Genomic DNA, 19,340 nt, shown 5'->3' with positions numbered 1-19,340 from the left:
TGGAGTTCCCCCCATTTGACGGACACTTTCACTGAGAAGAAAGGAGCCCCCATGGGAAAAACCAAGCCCCCGTACCCCGAGGCATTCAAACAGCAGATCGTCGAGCTGTTTCATTCCGGTCGCAGCCAATCCGAGCTGGCACGTGAGTTCGATGTGTCAGCGGTGAGCATTGCCAACTGGGTTGCACGCGCTGCAGCCGATGCTGGCAAGCCGTTATCCGGCAAGGATGTGTTGACAACGTCCGAGCGCGAGGAACTCGTCCGCTTGCGCCGGGAGGTCAAGCGTCTTCAAACGGAGCGCGACATCCTGGCAAAGGCTACGGCCTGGTTTGCCGGACAAAGCGAGAAGACGTCCACGCCGTCTACGCGCTGATGCAGGCGAACCAGGCCGATCTCCCAATACGCACCATGGCCCGGGTGTTGGGTGTGTCCAGCAGTGGTTACCACGACTGGCTAAATCGCCGACCCAGTGCACGCGATCAGGCCAATGCCGAGCTGCTGCTGCGCATCAAAGCCATCCATCAGATGAGCGATACCACCTACGGCGTGCCGCGCATGGTCGCGCAACTGGCGCGCGATGGGGTGATCGTCAACAAGAAGCGCGTCGAACGCCTGATGCGTCAGGCGAGTCTGAAGGGTGTCAGCCGCCGGCGCGGCTGGTGCGTGACAACGCGCCGTGATCGAGAGGCTGGGCTGGCCAGCGATCTGGTCAATCGCCGCTTTGCGGCGGATGCTCCTAACCAACTTTGGGTGGCAGACATGACCTACCTGCCTACCTGGAGCGGGTTTGCCTATCTGGCGGTAGTCATCGACGTATACAGCCGCAAAGTAGTGGGTTGGGCCTTTGGCACGCGCATGACGGCCGATCTGGTGGTGCAGGCGTTGGAGATGGCCGCCTTCACGCGCAAGCCCCAGGGCGTCATCCACCACTCCGATCAGGGCAGCCAATACACCAGCACGGTGTTTGGCAAGCGTTGCGAGGAAATGGGCGTGCGCCCAAGCATGGGATCGGTGGGGGATGCTTACGACAACGCCATGGCCGAGAGTTTCTTTGCCAGCCTGGAATGCGAACTGGTCAACCGAAGAAGCTGGAAAAGCCAGACCGAGGCCAGGCATGCCGTGTTTACCTGGATAGAGGGCTGGTACAACCCACATCGGTTGCACAGCGCACTGGGCTACCTTGCTCCCAACGAATTCGAGCAAATCAATGCACAATCCGGGCAGTCCCCGGTAGAAAATACCACCGTTACCGCGCTGAATTCTTCAGCGCTCAACCGTCCGTGAGATAGGGGGAACTCCAACTCCAGCAGGAACGAACTCTGGACCTTGCCCAGGCAGCTATTTCTGGTGCTTGGCACCTGCTCCAACGCACTCTCTGCCGTCCTGACTTCGCCGCTGCGGCTCAGATGCCAGCCCAGCAATTCTTAGCTTTAGCAGGCAATCATCAGACAAAAACAGACAATCGTGGACCTGTAGGTATACAAGCTACTCTGCCAAGCAGTAGCGCAAAGACCTTGAGGGTAGCAGCCCATACCCCCGAACCCACCAATGCTGCTATTCTGCCCAAGTCCCCACTTCCAGTGCCCTCAAGGAGTTCCCCTATGTCCCTCGAAAAAATCCTCTACACCGCCACCGCAACCGCCACCGGTGGCCGTGCCGGTACCGCACAATCTTCCGACGGTGCCCTGCAGGTTGCGCTGTCCACGCCCAAGGAACTGGGCGGTGACGGCGGCCCTGGCACCAACCCCGAGCAGCTCTTTGCCGCCGGCTACAGCGCCTGCTTCATCGGCGCCATGAAAGCGGTCGCTGCGCGCGAAAAAATCCAGCTGCCTGCCGAGGTCTCCATTACCAGCGATGTGGCCATTGGCCCGTACGCTGAAAAGCCCGGCACGTTCAGCATCGCCGTGGCCATGCAGGTATCGGTACCGGGCATGGAGCGCGCCGCGCTGGAATCCCTCGTCGCCGCAGCGCACGAAGTCTGCCCGTACAGCAATGCCACCCGTGGCAATATCGACGTCACGCTGACGATCGCCTGAGCAAGTTACCGCACGGCAGGTGTCGAACAACCGGAAGCGAGCTGACACCTGTGCAAACGGAAGTCCGATCCTGGCTTGTGCCTGACTGGACAGTGCACTTATCCTGCACAAAACAAAACGGCTGTCGCCCCAACAGGCAACAGCCGTTCTTTGTTCAAGGCTCCCCAACGCCACACGTCAGGCAACCCTCATCGTCAGCGCTTCTTGAACAGCAGCGACACCACCGCCAGGATCAGGAAGACCACGAACAGAATCTTGGCAATGCCGGCAGCACTGGAGGCGATACCGCCAAAGCCCAGTACGGCAGCGATGATGGCAATCACGAAAAAGACGACAGCGTAGTGAAGCATGGTGTTCTCCTTGGTTTCCCCGTTGAGCCATCCGCACCGCAGACTGTCTGTCTGCACCCTTTGCGAATCGCCATGACTTCACTGTAAATGCGCGGCTGCGCACGCCCCATCAGCCAGAATCGCTGCCGTGTGTAGGACTGGAGCTATGCGCGATCAGGCCTTGCGTACCACCACGCTGCCAATCGAATAACCGGCACCAAACGAGCAGATCACGCCCAGATCGCTCGCCTGCAAGTCCTCGCTGTGGCGGTGAAAGGCAATGATGGAACCTGCTGATGCCGTGTTGGCAAACTCGTCCAGGATCACCGGTGCCTCGTCAAAGCTCGGCTCATGGCCCAGCAGGCGCTTGCCAATCAGCTGGTTCATGCTCAGGTTGGCCTGGTGCAGCCAGAAGCGGCGCACGCCGGCAGCGTCCAGCCCCAGCGTTTCCAGCTGCGCGCTGATGTGCTCGGCCGCCATCGGGCAGACTTCCTTGAACACCTTGCGGCCTTCCTGTCGGAACACCTGGTCGCGGTCTTCCGGATTGCGGTCTTCCGAACGGCTCATGAAGCCGGCATTGTTGCGGATATTGTTGGAGAACTGCGTTGCCGCACGCGTACCCAGCACCTCCCAGCGGTTGGCAGACGTCGCATCCTCGCTGCGCTCCAGCACCACCGCCGTGCACACATCACCAAAGATGAAGTGGCAATCGCGATCGGTCCAGCAGTGGTGGGCAGAAGTAATCTCCGGGTTCACCACCAGCGCCTTCTTCACCTGGCCGGTCTTGATCGCGTTGATCGCCTGTTCCAGGCCAAAAGTGGCAGAAGAACAGGCCACGTTCATGTCAAAGCCATAGCCCTGCGCGCCCAGCGCATGCTGGATTTCCACCGCCATCGCCGGATACTGGCGCTGCATGTTCGATGCCGCGCAAATCACCATCTCGATCTCGCTGCCCTGCACGCCGGCATTCTGCAGCGCCTGCTGCGCAGCTTCCACGGCAATCTCGGCCATCAGCGAGATCTGCTCATCCGGGCGCGGCGTCAGCTTGGGACGCATGCGGTTCGGATCCAGCACGCCGGCCTTGTCGATCACGTAACGCTGGCGAATGCCCGATGCCTTGAGGATGAATTCCTCGCTGGATGGCGGCATCGCCGCCACTTCGCCAGCCTCGATGCGCGCCGCATTCTGCTGGTTGAACTGCTCGGCATAGGCGTTGTACGACTCCACCAGCTCTGCGTTGCTGATGACCTGGGGGGCAACCCACAAACCGGTGCCGCTGATGGTGACTTGGTGCATGGCAATATGAAACAGGAATGACAGTAATCCCTCCATTGTAGGTCGCCCACCCTGTTTACGAACGATCGTTCACCCACATTGCCGCCGATATCTGCCTGTTTTTTCGCCATTCCCCCTGTCAACGGCAGCAAAATCACGTGAAAATAACGGGTTAGCTAGAATGGATCGAACCAGCCCGGTATGGCCCCATACAGGCGACACGCACAAGAGGAAAGCATGATTTCGGTTGAAAAAATTGGTGGAACGTCGATGACGGCCTTTGGCGATGTGCTGCGTCACATCATGCTGTACGACAAGTCCCGCATCTACGGTCGCATCTACGTGGTGTCTGCCTACTCCGGCGTCACCAACCAGCTGCTGGAACACAAGAAGACCGGCGAGCCCGGCATCTACGCCCTGTTCGCGCACAACAAGGATTACGCTGGCGCGCTGGCTAACCTGGGCGCCAGCCTGAAGCAGATCAACGCCGGCTTTGCCGATATCGGCCTGCCGCTCGACGTTGCCGATGCCTTCGTCGACCAGCGCATCGGCCAGGCGCGTGACCACCTGCAGGCGCTGCACCGCGTGCTGGCCAGTGGCTACCTGAACCGCGACAACGTGCTGCTGGCAGCACGCGAGATCCTCGCTTCCATCGGCGAATCGCACAGCGCCTTCAACTCGGTCGAGATCCTCAAGGCCAATGGCGTACCCGCCGTGCTGATGGACCTGGCCGGTTTTGACGATCACGAGGCCTGGACCATTGACGAGCGCATCCACCACAGCTTCAAGGGCGTGGATGTGGCCAACAGCGTGATCGTCGCCACCGGCTACACCAAGGGCACGGAAGGCATCATGCGCGAGTTTGACCGCGGCTATTCCGAAGTCACCTTCAGCAAGATCGCCGTCGAGATCAAGCCCGACGAGGCCGTGATCCACAAGGAATTCCACCTGTCCTCCGCCGACCCCAACATCGTCGGCCTGGAAAACGCCGTCATCGTCGGCGCTACCAACTACGACGTGGCCGACCAGCTGGCCGATGTCGGCATGGAAGCGATCCACCCCAAGGCCTCCAAGCCGATGGAGCACGCCGGTATCCCGATCCGCCTGAAGAACACCTTCGAACCGGACCACCCCGGCACCCTGATCACCAAGGACTACGTCGGCGAACGCGCCCGCGTCGAGATCATCACCGGCAGCGACAAGGTCACCCTGATCGAGATCCACGAGCCCGACATGGTCGGTGAAGTCGGCTTCGACCTCAGCGTGCTGGAAATCCTGCGCCGCCACAAGATCTCCTACATGGTCAAGGCCACTAACGCCAACTCCATCGCCCACCTGATGTGGGACAAGTGCGTCACGCCGGAACTGATCGAGGAGCTGCAGGGCCGCTTCCAGGTGGTCACGGTCAAGCCCAGCGCCATCGCCTGCGTGATCGGCTCCAATATCGCGATTCCGGGCGTGCTGGCGCGTGCCGCGCAGGCGCTGGCCGATGCCAACGTCAACGTCAACGCCATCTCGCAGACGCTGCGCCAGGTCAACATGCAGTTCATCGTCGATCGCGACGACTACAAGCCGGCCATCAAGGCGCTGAACCAGGCGCTCTGCGTGCAGCCGCGCATCCCGGTGCCGGTGGCCTGACCGCTGCGGTTCCCCGCCCTTTCGCCGCGTTTGACTTTCCCCCAGGCGCGGCGACAATCCGGCCATGACTGACAGTACCTACCCCGACTGTCCGCAGTGCGGCCAGTCCCATACCTATACCGATACCATCAGCTACTTCTGCCCCGATTGCGGCCATGAATGGCCGATGCAGGCCGATGAGGCCGACAGCGCAGAAGCCGCCGACGTGATTCGCGACGCCAACGGCACACCGCTGGCCGATGGCGATGCCGTGATCCTGGTGAAGGACCTGAAGGTCAAGGGCAGCTCGCTGGTGCTCAAGAAAGGCACCAAGATCAAGAGCATCCGCATTGCCGATGGCGGCGGTGGCCACGATGTGGACTGCAAGACCGAGCATGGCAGCATCATGCTCAAGTCCGAATTCCTGAAAAAGGCCTGATCCGGGCCTTTGCACCCCATGCCGCCGCCCTCCGTCGCCCGCACTGCCCGCCTCGGCACGGTCTGGATCCTGCTGTTCTGGCTGCTGCTCGGTGCCGGTCTCTACTACGTGTTCCAGCTCCAGGAGCAGCGGCAACAGGATCGCTACCAGTCCTATACCAACAGCGTCGGCGAGCTGGTGATCCCGCGCAGCCCGGACGGCCATTTCTACGTCAAGGGCGAGATCAACGGCGAGCCGCTGCGCTTCATGGTCGATACCGGTGCCAGCATGGTGGTGGTCAGCGATGCCTTCGCCGACCGCGCCGGCCTGCAAGGCGGTGCCAGGGCGATCTTCCAGACCGCCAACGGCGAGCGCCCAGGCCGCGTGCTGCGCGACGTGCCGGTACTGGCCGGCGGCCTCAGCCACAGCCGCACCGAAGTCGGCATCGGCCTGATCATGGACAATGACGATTTCGGCCTGCTCGGCCAGAGCTTTCTGTCGCAGTTTGACCTGCTGATCCAGGATCGCCAGATGGTGCTGCGCCCACGCGGCAACAGCCGCTGACCCTGCCCGGCTCACGGCTATGGCGCAGCAGGCACCAGATGCGGCAGAATCGGCTGCATGCAAGCCTCCAACACCCCCACCCCTCCCGCTTCCCGCAACCGCCTGTTGTTCACCTCGGGCACGGCCTGGCTATTCGACGCCATGGATGTGGGCCTGCTGTCCTTTGTTCTGGCCGCACTCAAGCTGAGCTGGGACCTGACGCCGGCGCAAATGGGCTGGCTTGGCAGCATCAACTCGATCGGCATGGCCGTGGGGGCGCTGGTATTCGGCATCTGGGCCGACCGCATTGGCCGCCGCCGCGTCTTCATCATCACGCTGCTGCTGTTCTCGCTGGCCAGCGGCCTGAGCGCCTTGGCCACCAGCCTGGTGGTGCTGATGCTGCTACGCTTCCTGATTGGCGCCGGCCTGGGCGGCGAGCTGCCGGTGGCATCCACCTATGTGTCCGAGCGCGTACCCACGCATGAGCGTGGCCGCGTCGTGGTGCTGCTGGAAAGCTTCTGGGCCGCCGGCTGGCTGCTGGCCGCACTGATCGCCTATTTCGTGATCCCGCAGTTCGAGCCCGATACCGGCTGGCGCGTGGCCATGCTGCTGGGCGCGCTGCCGGCACTGTACGCGCTCTACCTGCGCCGCAGCCTGCCGCAGGACGAACCGATGCTGGAACGCGCCAGCGTGCCGCCCTGGACGCAGCGCCTGGCGCTGCTCTGGTCGGCTCCCTACCGCCGCAACACGCTGATGCTGTGGGTGCTGTGGTTCATGGTGGTGTTCTCCTACTACGGCATGTTCCTCTGGCTGCCCAGCGTGATGGTGGGCAAGGGCTACACCCTGATCAAGAGCTTCGAATACGTGCTGATCATGACGCTGGCACAGCTGCCCGGCTATTTCACCGCGGCCTGGCTGATCGAGCGTGCCGGCCGCAAGTTCGTGCTGGTGGTCTATCTGCTCGGCACCGCCGCCAGTGCCTGGGCCTTTGGCAATGCCAGCACCGAAAGCACGCTGCTGCTCTACGGCGTGCTGCTGTCCTTCTTCAACCTCGGTGCCTGGGGCGGCCTGTACGCCTACACGCCCGAGAACTACCCCACCGCCATCCGTGGCAGCGGCGTCGGCACCGCAGCCGCCATTGGCCGCGTCGGTGGCATCCTCGGCCCGCTGATGATCCCCATGCTCGGCGGCGCCGGCTGGAACACCAGCGCCATCTTCACGCTGTTTGCGGTATCGATCAGTATCGGTGCGCTGGCGGTGCTGCTGCTGGGCAAGGAAACGAAAGGGCAGGAACTGGCCTGACAAAAAACGCCTGCGCACGATTGTGGCAGGCGTCTTTGGCTAACCGGCTGCTCCTCAGGAAGCAGCCGTTTTTTTTACCCATTCAGGCCGGCTGCTGCACCAGCTTGCCGCTCTGCATGTCGCGCAACGCCTGGAAGATCTGCTCCTGCGTGTTCATCACGAACGGACCGTACTGCACGATAGGCTCGTGCAGCGGCTTGCCGGCAATCAGCAGCACCTTGCTGTCCACGCTGGTCTCCAGCACCACGCCATCCGATCCCGGTGTCTGCGCCAGGATGCCCAGACGCTGCGTGCCCACGGCCTGGCCGCCTACTAGTACCTTGCCACGGTAGACATAGACAAAGGCATGGTGGCCTTCCGGAATCGGCTGCTCAAAGCGGCTGCCGGCCGGCATGTGCAAGTCCAGATACAGCGGCTGCGTCACCGGGCGCTGCACCGTGCTGGCCGCACCATGGCTTTCACCGGCAATCACGATCACTTTCACGCCTTCGGGCGTGGTCAGCTGCGGCAGGTCATCCGCCTGGAAGTCCTGGTACCAGGGCGCACACATCTTGTCGCTGGCCGGCAGGTTCAGCCAGAGCTGAAAGCCTTCCATCGTGCCTTCTTCCTGTTGCGGCAGCTCGGAGTGGATCACGCCGCTGCCGGCCGTCATCCACTGCACGCCGCCGTTTTCCAGTATGCCTTCGTTGCCGCCACTGTCGTTGTGCTTCATGCGGCCGGCAATCATGTAGGTGATGGTCTCGAATCCCCGGTGGGGGTGGTTCGGAAAACCGGCGATGTAGTCATCCGGGTTGTCGCTGCCAAACTGGTCCATCATCAGGAACGGATCCAGCCGCTGTTGCAGCTCCTGTGCAATCACGCGCGTCAACTGCACGCCGGCACCATCGGAAGTGGGCTGGCCGGCCACAATATGCTCCAACTGGCGCGGGGTCTGGATCGTGGTGTCTGTGCTCATGAACAATTCTCCTTTGTCTTCGTACATGGATGCACTTGCAGCGATTGCAATACGCTATGCCGTGCGGCCCTGCTGTTCCACCAGCAGCAACATTTCCAGCAGTTCACGGTAGCGCGTACCGTCATCCTGCGTGTTGTCGAACTGGAACAGCTCCGGGTACTCATCCGGATTCGGCTGGAACAGCCGCGTGCGGTACTGATCCCAGTGCTGCAGCTTCCATTCGTCGTTCGGGTTGCCGCGCAGCTCGATACGTCGACGCGCCTCGGCTTCCTGCAGATGCACCCAGACCACGGTGATCTGCACCTCCGGCCCGACGCGCAACCAGTCGCGATCGATCAGCTGGTGCGCCTTGATCTCGCGCGACAGCGGCGCCACCACCAGCACATGTGTACCCAGCTCCAGGTTGTCGCGCGCCGTATCCAGCAGGCCCGCATATTCCGGATTGCGCAGGTTGTCCAGATAGACTGGGCTGTCGCGGTCGTTCGGGTTGCCCGTCAGCACGCCCATCACGGCCGAGCTGAAATTGCCGTACAAGGTGTCCTTGTCCAGCATGCAATAGGAATCCTCGCTGCGGTCATTGAGTTCACGTACCAGCCGCTTGGCCAGCGTGGTCTTGCCGGTACCGGCGTGTCCGCACAAAAAGATGAGATGGGGCATGGCAGTGGTATCGTGGAAAAAATCGACGCGCCTGATCAGCGCCATGCACCCATTATCTGGAGTTCCTGCAACCATGTCGTCCACCAGCCCTTCTGATCCGCGTCAGCCGGCCCTGATGCTGGCCTCACTGGCCATGCTGCTGATTCTCGCCATTTCCTGGTGGCTGACCAGCGACCGCATGACCTGGCTGCTCGAAACCCTGCCGGTGATGATCGCGCTGCCACTGCTCTGGGCCACGCACCGGCGCTATCCGCTCACCAGCCTGCTCTACGGGCTGATCTTCCTGCACTGCGTGATCCTGATCTATGGTGGCATCTACACTTACGCCAAGACGCCATTCGGCTTCTGGCTGCAGGACTGGCTTGGCACCATGCGCAACCCCTATGACAAGATCGGCCACTTCGTGCAAGGTTTTGTGCCGGCCATGATCGCGCGCGAGATCCTGCTGCGCGGTGACCATGTACAAGGACCGAAACTGCGCGCCTTCCTGATCGTCTGCGTGGTGATGTTCATCAGCTCCTTCTACGAGCTGCTGGAGTGGTGGGTGGCCCTGCTGAGCGGCGAATCGGCCGAGGCCTTCCTCGGTACCCAGGGTGATCCGTGGGATACCCAGTCCGACATGGCATTTGCCCTGCTCGGCAGTATCTGCGCCTTGTTGCTGCTGTCCTGCCTACACGACCGGCAGTTGCGGCGGCTGCGTGCCATTCGGCGCTGATGCGCCGGCCAGCATGCGGTTAATGCTGACATGCGCTGCAACATAACCGGGCTATAGTGGGTTTTCCACACTGTCGTGGGCCAACTGCCAAAGGAGGCTACATGTCTAACGAAGGTTATCACGAGCCAATCAACGAACTGACCGACGCCACGCGCGACATGCACCGCGCTATCGTGTCCCTGATGGAAGAGCTGGAAGCCGTAGACTGGTACAACCAGCGCGCCGATGCCTGCAAGGATCAGGGGCTGAAGAAGATCCTGGAGCACAACCGGGACGAGGAGAAGGAACACGCCGCCATGACGCTGGAGTGGATCCGCCGCCAGGACCCCAAGTTTGACGAGTACCTGCGTGAATTCCTGTTTACCGACGGCGACGTTCTGGACGCCGAAGCCCAGATGCACAAGAAATAATCGGCGTGCGGGCTACGCATGCTGCACGCACCGGCGGCGGCATGCGCCTTACAGGATCTGGCCCTTTTCGATGATGTACTCGATCAGGAGCTTGGCGACAAAGCCGGTGAAACCCAGGCCCAGCGCCAGGAACAGCCAGAAGGTGCCGGTCTTGCCGGCCTTGGACTCCCAGGCCAGCTGCGCAATGATGAACACCATGTACAGCATGAAGGCACCCACGCCAAACGTAAGGCCAAACCAGGCGATCTGCTCTTCGTTGTATCCAAACATGCCGTGTACTCCCATCTCGTGCTGCAAGGGCGCCGAGCGCCCGAAAACCGTGCCGCTAGTGTAATCCAGCCCTTCATGACCATGATGGCGTTGTCGGCACTCCCGGCCTGTTGCAGCCGCCAGAAACAGCAATGGCCTGCTGATGCAGGCCATTGACTGGGTGAAGGGCAGCGGCTGCTTACTTCTTCTTGGCAGGTGCCTTGCGCGGCTGCGGCTCGGGCTGGGCCGTCATGTCATCAAACACCTTCTTCTGGTTGGCGTCGAGCGCGTTGTACAGCGCCAGGTTGGCGTCATAGCGGCGATTCATGAAGGCGCTTTCCTCGCTCATGCGCTGCTTCAGGAAGGCGATGCGCTGCGTCGTGTTCATGGCGTTGAACTGCTTGGCAGACGGCGTGGCGCTCGGGCGGAAGTCCTGGCCGTAGGTGTTCATGAAGCTGTTCCAGGCACCTTCCTGGGCAGCGGTGATCTTCAGCGCAGCCTTGGCCTGCTGCATGGGCGCAGCGCCCTGCTGAGCGTGTGCCACGCCGGCCAGGCCGACACCGGCGGTCAGGGCAATCGCCATGGCTGTCTTGCTGATCATCTTGCTGATAGTCATATCTTTCCTTGTCCTTGGACACTTGCGCGGTCACCACCGTGGCGCTCCGCATACCTTGCAGTATTGCCCGGAATGGCATGGCCATGCGTTATCAGGCCTGAAGTTTTGTAACCAAACCTGCCATCCGTGCCATCGGTCACGCTCCGCAAGCCTGGCTGCCATGGTTGCCACCATGGTCTGCCAGCGAGTCCAGGATCGGGCACTCGGGACGCGCATCGCCATGGCAGGCATGGATCAGCGTGCGCAGCGTGTCCTGCATCGCCTGCATATCGGCAATGCGCTGTGCCAAGGCATCTGCATGGCGTTGTGCCAGTTGCCGCACCTGGGCGCTGCTGCGTCCCTGGTCACGCCACAGGCCGAGCAACTCGGTCAGCTGCTCCATCCCAAAGCCCAAGCTTCGCCCGCGCTGGATAAAACGCAGCGTGTGGATATCGTTCTCGTCGTAGAGCCGGTAACCGCTCTCGCTGCGCGCAATGCCGGGCAACAGGCCTAGTGATTCATAGTGGCGGATCATGCGCGCCGACAGGCCGGACAGGCGCGTGGCCGTGCTGATATGCACGGGCCACTGCACGGTATCCGGCAAGGGCTGGTCAGCCATTCAGGATCTCGGTCTCGTAACCTTCCTCGATGATGGCAGCACGCAGCGCAGCCGCATCGGCACCAGACTCGACTTCAACAAGATTGGCAGCGCGGTCAATGCGCACTTGTGCGGCGGCATCCACCTGCTGGATTGCCTGCGTCACGGCTTTTTCGCAATGGCCACAAGTCATGCCGGTAACCTGGAAACGCTGGATCTGGGACATGGTTCTTCCTTTCAGTGTGTGGCCACTACCCGATGCAGCAGCCATGGACACATGATGCACCTTGCCAGCATGTCAATGTCAAGCCGGCTAATTTGTCGGCCTTGCCAGCATGGTGTTTCACGTGGAACATGAACCTGGTGTTCAGGCCTTGACCACCGGGCGCGACAGGTACTGCTGTTCGCGCGTGGTGCTATAGCCATCGCCACCCAGCTTGCCGAGCGCATCGTGTTTTTTCGGATCAATACCCTGTTCGCTGGCCACGCTGTCATGGACTTCAATGCCGATCACATCGAGCAGCATCATGGTGCCTCCCATGGGCAGCGTCGAAATCGGCAGCACCTCGCGCAAGCGGCATTCGTAGCGCACCGGCGCATCAGCCACCGCTGGCACATCGACCAGCTGACTCGGCACAGGCTGCAATCCAGCCAATTCAAATTCGTCAACGTCTGGTGGATACAGGCCAGCCGACGTATTCAGCACCTGCAACTGCGAAGAGGCTGCAATCTGCACCACGCATTCCCGGGTTTCGAGCAGATTGCTCAGCGTGTCCTTGTGCGGTCGTGCTTCGCTTGCGTTGGGCGGATTCACCTGGGTGACGCACAGCACTGGCGGATTCACGCTGGCCACGTTGAAGAAGGAGTACGGTGCCAGGTTGGCGATGCCGGCAGCACTGCGCGTGCTGATCCAGGCAATCGGGCGAGGAACGATGCCACCAACCAGCAGCTGGTAGACATGGCGCGGAGCCAGCGGGGCATCCGCCTGGGTCAGATCAAAAAACATGGTGGGTCTCTCTTAATATATCCATCAATATAACATCTGAAATTGCCTAATAAACAGGCAAATCAGTGGATTTCGGCCAGAGCAGACAGCCTGAAAGCTGCTTGCAGCCTTTCCAGCTCCCTGGCGCGTTTTTTGGCCTGTCAGGCCATCCATGCCAGCATCAGCATGAAAAAACGCCTCCAGCGGCCTGCCGGAGGCGTTGCAAGCCAGGATCAGACCGGGTCAGTGGCCATCCAGCTGCGGCAGCTTGACACCAAAGAAGGCCAGCAGCAGGCGACCACCGGCAATCACGCTGGCTGCCACCACGATGTTCCAGAAGGTATTCATCCAGTTCAGATGGATCAGGCCCAGCAGCAGCCAGTTGCCGACAAAGGCCACGCTGGCATAAGGCGAGGGATCGCTCATCAGCATTGGCTTCTGGTTGCAGACGACATCACGCAGCAGGCCACCAAAGGTGGCGGTGATCACGCCAATCATCACGCAAGGCATGGGTGGCCAGCCCATCAGCAGGGCCAGGTGCGTACCGGTGGCACTGAAGATGCCCAGGCCGATGGCATCAGCCACCATGATGATGCGGTTCGACAGCAGTTTCGTGACTTTCAGCGTCACGCTGGACAGCACCGACATGAACAGGATGCCCCAAAGCAGTTCGCTTTGCGTGACCCAGTAGAACGGACGCTGCATCAGCATGATGTCGCGCAGGGTTCCACCACCAAAGGCTGCCAGAAAGGTGGCGATGAAGGTGCCGACGGCATCAAGCTTGTTGTCACGCGCGACGAACAGGCCCGACAAGGCAAAGGCAAAGGTCGCAATGACTTCGAACGCAAAGAACACGGTCTTTACGTCGATGGGGATGGTTGGAACAGGTACGGAGAACATGGCGTGGCGTCTTTTTGTTCAGGGCGAACTTGTCCCCTGTCTTTTAAAGAATCTTATATATATAAGTAGTAGTAGTAATAGAGGGCAGACGGTTCCTGTGGATAAGCACTTTTTTGCTTTCTGATTCAATAGCTTGGCCTTTGCCACAACAGGTGCATGATCGCGTATCCGGGCTGTGGAGTCACCGACAACAATTGTCACCCCGATCCGGAATCTGTGGATAAGTCCCTGCTTATGCAAAACTTGTCTACAGGGTTGTACCTTGACGTGCCCAGGATGGGGCAGTAAGTCGCTCCAGTTGGTCGAGAAACTGCATGGCATGGACCCGGGCGCGCGCCGGATCGGGATCGCTGCCGCACATATCCACAGCCGGGGCCAATTGGCTGCAGACGGCCGGTCTGCCGGGTTGGCCAAACAGGCGGCAGCGCAGTTGTTCATCCAGTTGTCCACAGGGAATGCCAGCCGGTTTGGGCCTGGCCGGACCACCCTGCGGATCCGGAATCGGGCTGCTGATGCTGGGCGCGATGCAGCAGGCAGCACAGCCAGGCCGGCAGGCTATCGCAGGTTGTTGATTGGTCATCGGAGTTCCAGAGTGAACAGTCGGTGTGCAGACAGGATCAGCCCCAGCCGCTAAAATGGCGTCCCGGAAGCTTTTTTTCCAGGCACGTCCCCTCTCCGGCAACCCGGTCCGGTGTGTTGGCGTGCTTTTTTGTCCAGTCCTTGTCAAGCGGTTATACATGATTTATCCACAGGAATTCGACGTCATCGTGGTCGGTGGCGGCCATGCCGGTACCGAAGCGGCGCTGGCTGCGGCCCGCATGGGTTGTCAGACCCTGCTGCTCACGCACAACATCGATACCCTGGGTGCCATGAGTTGCAACCCCAGCATTGGCGGTATCGGCAAGGGCCATCTGGTCAAGGAAGTAGATGCGCTGGGTGGCGCCATGGCACTGGCCACGGACGAAGCCGGTATCCAGTTCCGCACGCTCAATTCCAGCAAGGGCCCGGCCGTGCGAGCCACGCGTGCCCAGGCGGATCGTGCACTGTACAAGGCGGCCATCCGCCGCGTGCTGGAAAACCAGCCCAATCTCTCGCTGTTCCAGCAGGCCGTGACCGACCTGATGGTGGAAGGTGATCGCGTCACCGGTGCCGTGACTGAAGTCGGCATCCAGTTCCGCGGTCGTACCGTGGTGCTGACGGCTGGTACCTTCCTGGATGGCCGCATCCACGTGGGCCTGAACAACTACCAGGCCGGCCGTGCCGGTGATCCGCCGGCGGTGTCGCTGTCGGCGCGCCTCAAGGAACTGCAGCTGCCGCAAGGTCGCCTCAAGACCGGCACGCCGCCGCGCCTGGATGGCCGCAGCATCGATTACAACAAGCTCGAGGCACAGCCGGGTGATGGCATGCCAGGTGGCCTGAATCCGCAGCTGCCGGTGTTCAGCTATATGGGCTCGGTCGCCATGCACCCGCGCCAGGTGCCGTGCTGGATCACGCATACCAATGCGCGCACGCACGACATCATCCGCAGTGGTTTTGACCGCAGCCCGATGTTCACCGGCAAGATCGAAGGGGTTGGCCCGCGCTACTGCCCGAGCGTGGAAGACAAGATCAACCGCTTTGCCGACAAGGACAGCCACCAGATCTTCCTGGAGCCGGAAGGCCTGGATACGCACGAGATCTACCCCAACGGTATCTCCACCAGCCTGCCTTTCGATATCCAGTACGCGCTGGTGCGTTCCATGCCGGGCCTGGAAAATGCGCACATCCTGCGTCCTGGCTACGCCATCGAATACGACTACTTCGATCCGCGCAGCCTCAAGGCCAGCTTCGAGACGCAGCAGATCAACGGCCTGTTCTTTGCCGGCCAGATCAATGGCACCACCGGTTATGAAGAGGCAGCGGCGCAAGGCCTGTTTGCCGGCTGCAATGCCGCGCTGCAATGCCTGGGCAAGCCGGCCTGGTTGCCGGGTCGTGACCAGGCCTATCTCGGTGTGCTGGTTGATGACCTGATCACCAAGGGCGTGACCGAACCCTATCGCATGTTCACCAGCCGTGCCGAATTCCGCCTGCAGTTGCGTGAAGACAATGCCGACATGCGCCTGACTGAAACAGGCCGTGAACTGGGCCTGGTGGACGATGCCCGCTGGGATGCCTTCAACCGCAAGCGCGATGCTGTTTCACGTGAAACAGAGCGTCTCAAGTCGACCTGGGTCAATCCGAAGACCTTGCCGGCAGAAGAAGCGGTGCGCGTGCTGGGCAAGGCGATCGACCATGAATACAACCTGGCCGACCTGTTGCGACGACCTGAAGTGACTTATGCCAGCCTGATGTCGCTGGATGGCGGCAAGTACGCCCATCCCGAGCTGCCTGTTTCACGTGAAACAGCGGCAGCGGATGACCAGGCCGCCATCATCGAGCAGGTCGAGATCGGCATCAAGTACGCCGGGTATATCGATCGCCAGAAGACCGAGGTGGAGCGCGCTGCCTACTACGAGCATCTGGCGTTGCCACGGGATTACGACTACATGCAGGTGCCGGCTCTGAGCTTCGAGGTGCGCCAGAAGCTGAACCAGCACAAGCCGGCTACCTTGGGCCAAGCCTCGCGCATCAGTGGCGTGACCCCGGCGGCGATTTCGCTGTTGCTGATCCATCTGAAAAAATCCCGGCAACTGCCGGAACAGCAGGAGGATCGGGCATGAGCATGGAAGCCGAGCTGCGCCAGGGTCTGGCAGCGCTGTCCCTGCCCTTGAGCGATGAACAGGTGAGCCAGCTGCTGGCCTATCTGGAGCTGCTGCAAAAATGGAACCGCGTCTACAACCTGACGGCAGTACGCGATCCGCAGCAAATGCTGACGCACCACCTGCTGGACAGCCTGGCCGCCGTACCGTCCTTGCTGGCATATCATCAGCAGTATGCAGCCAGCAGCTTGCTGGATGTCGGTTCCGGTGGTGGCCTGCCGGGCGTGGTGTTTGCCATCTGTTGCCCGAAGCTGCAGGTGCATTGCGTGGACACTGTCGGCAAGAAGGCTGCCTTCATCCAGACCGCCGCGACCCAGCTGCGCCTGCCGAATCTGAAATCCATCCATGCCCGCGTCGAGCAGCTGCAGGATCGTTACGACCTGATCAGCAGTCGTGCCTTTGCCACGCTGGCCGATTTCACTGCCTGGTCGCGCCAGGCGCTGGCAGACAATGGTTGCTGGATGGCGCTCAAGGGCAAGCATCCGCAGCCGGAGATCGATGCGCTGCCGCAGGGTATCGCCGTGTTTCACGTGGAACAACTGCAGGTGCCGCAGCTTGATGCCGAGCGCTGCATCGTCTGGATGCGGTTGCAGGCCGACAATACTGCAGCTTAATCGCAGCGAAGCGTACCAGCATGACGCAGCTTTCATCGGGCTGCGGCAGCTGACCCGTACAATCCCCTCATCCCAGCATTCAAAGGAAGAGCATTCCCCATGGCCCGCATATTCTGTATTGCCAACCAGAAAGGTGGAGTAGGCAAGACCACCACGACCGTCAACCTGGCGGCTGGACTGGCACGACTGGGTCAGCGGGTACTGCTGATTGACCTGGACCCGCAGGGCAATGCCACCATGGGGTCGAACGTGGACAAGCGCCAGCTCGAACACAGCGTGTACGACGTGCTGCTGGAAGACTGCAAGGTGGCTGATGCCGTGGTCAGTCCGGAGCAGGTCGGCTACGATGTACTGGGTGCCAACCGTGAACTGGCAGGTGCCGAAGTGGAACTGGTGACGCAGGACCGCCGTGAAAAGCGCCTGAAACTGGCGCTGTCCAAGGTCAAGAAGAACTACGATTTCATCCTGATCGACTGCCCGCCGGCCTTGTCGCTGCTGACACTGAATGGCTTGTGCTGTGCCCATGGCGTGATCGTGCCGATGCAGTGTGAATACTTTGCGCTCGAAGGCCTGACCGATCTGGTCAACACGATCCGCCAGGTACACGCCAACCTGAATCCGGAGCTCAAGGTGATCGGCCTGTTGCGCGTGATGTACGATCCGCGCATCACGCTGCAGCAGCAGGTCAGCGAACAGCTCAAGGAACACTTTGGCGACAAGGTGTTCGAGACCGTGATCCCGCGCAACGTGCGTCTGGCCGAAGCGCCCAGCTATGGCCTGCCTGGCGTCGTGTTCGATGCCTCGGCCAAGGGCAGCAAGGCCTTTGTCGAGTTTGCCCGGGAGATGGTGCAGCGCGTGCAGAATGACTGAGGCAGTGGCATGCGCGTCCTGACACTCCCCGGTTGGCATGGCAGTGGCCCGGAGCACTGGCAGACGCTGTGGGAACAGCAGTCTGGTTACCAGCGCGTGCAGCAGCATGACTGGGAACAGCCGCTGCGTGGCGACTGGATGATGCAGCTGGAAGAACAGCTGCTGCAGTCGGAACAGCCTGCGGTGCTGGTGGCGCACAGCCTGGGATGCTGGCTGGTGGCGGCCTGGGCCGGCCATTCGCAGCACACGGCGCGCGTCAAGGCGGCGCTGCTGGTGGCACCGCCGGATCTGCAGCAACAGCCGCTACCGCAGCTGCACAGCTGGAAAGGCACCGATACCCGGGCCTTGCCTTTTCCCAGCCTGCTGCTGGCCAGCCGCGATGATCCCTTCTGCACGCTGGAGCGTTCACGCGATCTGGCGCGGCAATGGGGCAGCCAATGGCAGGATGTCGGGGCGCTGGGGCATGTGAATGCCGACAGTGGATTGGGAGATTGGCCGCAGGGCCAGCTGCTGCTGCGCCAACTGCTGGCAGCAGCCTGAAGGAACAAGAAATGGCAACGACGAAACGCAACAAGGGTCTGGGACGTGGTCTGGAGGCACTGCTGGGCCCCAAGGTCAGTGGCAAGGCCGGTATCGACCTGACCACCGATGACAGCACGACGGTGCTGGCCGATGGCCAGCCCGGTACCCTGCCGCTGACACAGCTGGTGCCCGGCGTCTACCAGCCGCGCACGCACATGGACGAAGGCGCGCTCTACGAGCTGGCCGAAAGCATCAAGTCGCAAGGTGTCATGCAGCCGATTCTGGTGCGCCCGCTGATTGGTGGCGACAATGCCGGCAAGTACGAGATCATCGCTGGCGAGCGGCGTTTCCGCGCCGCCGGCCTGGCTGGCCTGGACAGCGTGCCGGTGCTGGTACGCGAGGTGGCCGACGAAGCGGCTGCCGTGATGGCGCTGATCGAGAACATGCAGCGCGAGGACCTGAACCCGCTGGAAGAAGCCCAGGGCCTGCAGCGCCTGGTGCGCGAGTTTGGCCTGACGCACGAGCAGGCGGCGCAGGCCGTGGGTCGCAGCCGCAGCGCCGCCAGCAACCTGCTGCGCCTGCTGCAGCTGGCCGATCCGGTACAGACCATGCTGATGGCCGGCGACCTGGACATGGGCCATGCACGTGCCTTGTTGAGTCTGGACAAGGCGCACCAGATCACGGCGGCGCAGCAGATTGCCAACAAGAAGCTGTCGGTGCGCGAGGCCGAGAAGCTGGTGAAGAAGCTGGGCGAGGAATTCGAGCTCAAGCCGCAGCGTGTGCGCCGTGAAAAATCCGGTGATGTGCGTAGCGTGGAAGAAGAGCTGTCGGACCTGCTGGCGGCCGAGGTCGAAGTACGCGTGAAAAAGCGCGTCAAGCGCAACGGCCGTATCGAGGAGGTTGGCGAGCTGGCGATCCACTTCGGCTCGCTGGAAGCGCTGAACGGCCTGATCGACCGTTTGCGCGGCTGATCCGCCGGAACAGGAAAAAAGAGGCTGCCGATGCAAATCGGC

Annotated in this window: 24 protein-coding genes; 13 read left to right on the top strand and 11 right to left on the bottom strand. The window is 61.6% G+C overall.

What is annotated here, in order from left to right; translation table 11 throughout:
* Positions 1 to 51: 51 nt before the first annotated feature.
* Both V1261_RS11045 and V1261_RS11040 read left to right on the top strand, forming a co-directional pair.
* A protein-coding gene (locus V1261_RS11045; protein ID WP_405197982.1) for an IS3 family transposase occupies positions 52 to 1,283 on the top strand; the annotation gives its coding sequence in 2 pieces (ribosomal slippage) (positions 52 to 319 and positions 319 to 1,283; 1,233 coding nt in all).
* Positions 1,284 to 1,600: 317 nt separating this feature from the next.
* Positions 1,601 to 2,035: an organic hydroperoxide resistance protein gene (locus V1261_RS11040; RefSeq protein WP_329771833.1), complete on the top strand. Its 435-nt coding sequence runs from the start codon at positions 1,601 to 1,603 to the stop codon at positions 2,033 to 2,035.
* A gap of 194 nt (positions 2,036 to 2,229) precedes the next feature.
* Here V1261_RS11040 and V1261_RS11035 read toward each other — a convergent pair whose 3' ends face one another.
* Both V1261_RS11035 and V1261_RS11030 read right to left on the bottom strand, forming a co-directional pair.
* Positions 2,230 to 2,385 (bottom strand): DUF1328 domain-containing protein, encoded by a 156-nt coding sequence (locus V1261_RS11035; RefSeq protein WP_329771832.1) that lies wholly within the window; start codon positions 2,383 to 2,385, stop codon positions 2,230 to 2,232.
* Positions 2,386 to 2,538: 153 nt separating this feature from the next.
* Positions 2,539 to 3,660, bottom strand: coding sequence for a beta-ketoacyl-ACP synthase III (locus tag V1261_RS11030; protein ID WP_329771831.1), 1,122 nt, complete (start codon positions 3,658 to 3,660; stop codon positions 2,539 to 2,541).
* A 216-nt stretch (positions 3,661 to 3,876) separates the two neighbouring features.
* Between V1261_RS11030 and V1261_RS11025 the strand changes: the two genes are divergently transcribed.
* The 4 genes from V1261_RS11025 to V1261_RS11010 all read left to right on the top strand — a co-directional run bounded on the left by V1261_RS11025 (position 3,877) and on the right by V1261_RS11010 (position 7,519).
* Entirely contained in the window at positions 3,877 to 5,277 is a 1,401-nt protein-coding gene (locus V1261_RS11025; protein ID WP_329771829.1) for an aspartate kinase, read from the top strand.
* A gap of 64 nt (positions 5,278 to 5,341) precedes the next feature.
* The gene (locus V1261_RS11020; protein WP_329771827.1) at positions 5,342 to 5,695 is read left to right on the top strand and encodes a zinc ribbon domain-containing protein YjdM; all 354 of its coding nucleotides are present in this window, start codon (positions 5,342 to 5,344) and stop codon (positions 5,693 to 5,695) included.
* A gap of 18 nt (positions 5,696 to 5,713) precedes the next feature.
* Positions 5,714 to 6,238, top strand: coding sequence for a retropepsin-like aspartic protease family protein (locus V1261_RS11015; RefSeq protein ID WP_329771826.1), 525 nt, complete (start codon positions 5,714 to 5,716; stop codon positions 6,236 to 6,238).
* A gap of 57 nt (positions 6,239 to 6,295) precedes the next feature.
* On the top strand, positions 6,296 to 7,519 hold the full coding sequence (locus V1261_RS11010) for an MFS transporter (protein WP_329771824.1): 1,224 nt from the start codon (positions 6,296 to 6,298) through the stop codon (positions 7,517 to 7,519).
* An 82-nt stretch (positions 7,520 to 7,601) separates the two neighbouring features.
* Here the strand turns inward: V1261_RS11010 and V1261_RS11005 are convergent, their stop codons facing one another.
* Both V1261_RS11005 and V1261_RS11000 read right to left on the bottom strand, forming a co-directional pair.
* Positions 7,602 to 8,474, bottom strand: coding sequence for a pirin family protein (locus V1261_RS11005; protein ID WP_329771822.1), 873 nt, complete (start codon positions 8,472 to 8,474; stop codon positions 7,602 to 7,604).
* 54 nt (positions 8,475 to 8,528) lie between these two features.
* A complete protein-coding gene (locus V1261_RS11000) occupies positions 8,529 to 9,131 on the bottom strand; it encodes a P-loop nucleotide/nucleoside kinase family protein (protein WP_329771821.1) in 603 nt (200 codons plus the stop codon).
* 73 nt (positions 9,132 to 9,204) lie between these two features.
* Here V1261_RS11000 and V1261_RS10995 point away from each other — a divergent pair, with 73 nt between their 5' ends.
* Together V1261_RS10995 and V1261_RS10990 are read left to right on the top strand one after the other, a co-directional pair.
* Positions 9,205 to 9,846, top strand: coding sequence for a DUF2238 domain-containing protein (locus V1261_RS10995; protein WP_329771819.1), 642 nt, complete (start codon positions 9,205 to 9,207; stop codon positions 9,844 to 9,846).
* Positions 9,847 to 9,947: 101 nt separating this feature from the next.
* Positions 9,948 to 10,256 carry a ferritin-like domain-containing protein gene (locus V1261_RS10990; protein WP_329771817.1) on the top strand — a complete coding sequence of 103 codons (309 nt, stop codon included), beginning with the start codon at positions 9,948 to 9,950 and terminating at the stop codon, positions 10,254 to 10,256.
* 48 nt (positions 10,257 to 10,304) lie between these two features.
* Here V1261_RS10990 and V1261_RS10985 read toward each other — a convergent pair whose 3' ends face one another.
* The 7 genes from V1261_RS10985 to V1261_RS10955 form a co-directional block, all read right to left on the bottom strand.
* On the bottom strand, positions 10,305 to 10,526 hold the full coding sequence (locus V1261_RS10985; protein WP_329771816.1) for a DUF2788 domain-containing protein: 222 nt from the start codon (positions 10,524 to 10,526) through the stop codon (positions 10,305 to 10,307).
* 178 nt (positions 10,527 to 10,704) lie between these two features.
* Positions 10,705 to 11,121: a Spy/CpxP family protein refolding chaperone gene (locus tag V1261_RS10980; protein WP_329771814.1), complete on the bottom strand. Its 417-nt coding sequence runs from the start codon at positions 11,119 to 11,121 to the stop codon at positions 10,705 to 10,707.
* 136 nt (positions 11,122 to 11,257) lie between these two features.
* Positions 11,258 to 11,719, bottom strand: coding sequence for a Cu(I)-responsive transcriptional regulator (gene cueR / locus V1261_RS10975; RefSeq protein WP_329771813.1), 462 nt, complete (start codon positions 11,717 to 11,719; stop codon positions 11,258 to 11,260).
* On the bottom strand, positions 11,712 to 11,924 hold the full coding sequence (locus V1261_RS10970) for a heavy-metal-associated domain-containing protein (protein WP_329771812.1): 213 nt from the start codon (positions 11,922 to 11,924) through the stop codon (positions 11,712 to 11,714). The genes cueR and V1261_RS10970 overlap by 8 nt, the downstream gene beginning before the upstream one ends.
* Positions 11,925 to 12,065: 141 nt before the next feature.
* Positions 12,066 to 12,704, bottom strand: coding sequence for a flavin reductase family protein (locus tag V1261_RS10965; protein WP_329771811.1), 639 nt, complete (start codon positions 12,702 to 12,704; stop codon positions 12,066 to 12,068).
* Positions 12,705 to 12,926: 222 nt separating this feature from the next.
* Positions 12,927 to 13,583 carry a trimeric intracellular cation channel family protein gene (locus V1261_RS10960; protein ID WP_329771809.1) on the bottom strand — a complete coding sequence of 219 codons (657 nt, stop codon included), beginning with the start codon at positions 13,581 to 13,583 and terminating at the stop codon, positions 12,927 to 12,929.
* 247 nt (positions 13,584 to 13,830) lie between these two features.
* Entirely contained in the window at positions 13,831 to 14,163 is a 333-nt protein-coding gene (locus V1261_RS10955) for a YkgJ family cysteine cluster protein (protein ID WP_329771807.1), read from the bottom strand.
* A 157-nt stretch (positions 14,164 to 14,320) separates the two neighbouring features.
* Here V1261_RS10955 and mnmG point away from each other — a divergent pair, with 157 nt between their 5' ends.
* The 5 genes from mnmG to V1261_RS10930 all read left to right on the top strand — a co-directional run bounded on the left by mnmG (position 14,321) and on the right by V1261_RS10930 (position 19,298).
* Entirely contained in the window at positions 14,321 to 16,282 is a 1,962-nt protein-coding gene (gene mnmG, locus V1261_RS10950; RefSeq protein ID WP_329771806.1) for a tRNA uridine-5-carboxymethylaminomethyl(34) synthesis enzyme MnmG, read from the top strand.
* On the top strand, positions 16,279 to 16,935 hold the full coding sequence (rsmG, locus tag V1261_RS10945) for a 16S rRNA (guanine(527)-N(7))-methyltransferase RsmG (protein ID WP_329771805.1): 657 nt from the start codon (positions 16,279 to 16,281) through the stop codon (positions 16,933 to 16,935). Before mnmG ends, rsmG begins: the two co-directional genes overlap by 4 nt.
* Positions 16,936 to 17,034: 99 nt before the next feature.
* Positions 17,035 to 17,805 carry a ParA family protein gene (locus V1261_RS10940; protein WP_329771804.1) on the top strand — a complete coding sequence of 257 codons (771 nt, stop codon included), beginning with the start codon at positions 17,035 to 17,037 and terminating at the stop codon, positions 17,803 to 17,805.
* Positions 17,806 to 17,814: 9 nt separating this feature from the next.
* Entirely contained in the window at positions 17,815 to 18,345 is a 531-nt protein-coding gene (locus tag V1261_RS10935) for an RBBP9/YdeN family alpha/beta hydrolase (RefSeq protein WP_329771803.1), read from the top strand.
* An 11-nt stretch (positions 18,346 to 18,356) separates the two neighbouring features.
* A complete protein-coding gene (locus V1261_RS10930) occupies positions 18,357 to 19,298 on the top strand; it encodes a ParB/RepB/Spo0J family partition protein (protein WP_329771801.1) in 942 nt (313 codons plus the stop codon).
* Positions 19,299 to 19,340: the final 42 nt, after the last annotated feature.

Source organism: Brachymonas sp. J145 (genome assembly GCF_036312245.1).
GTDB lineage: Bacteria > Pseudomonadota > Gammaproteobacteria > Burkholderiales > Burkholderiaceae_C > Brachymonas > Brachymonas wangyanguii.
The sequence above is the reverse complement of the archived record's forward strand: the minus strand, read 5'-3'. Positions and strand labels throughout refer to the sequence as shown.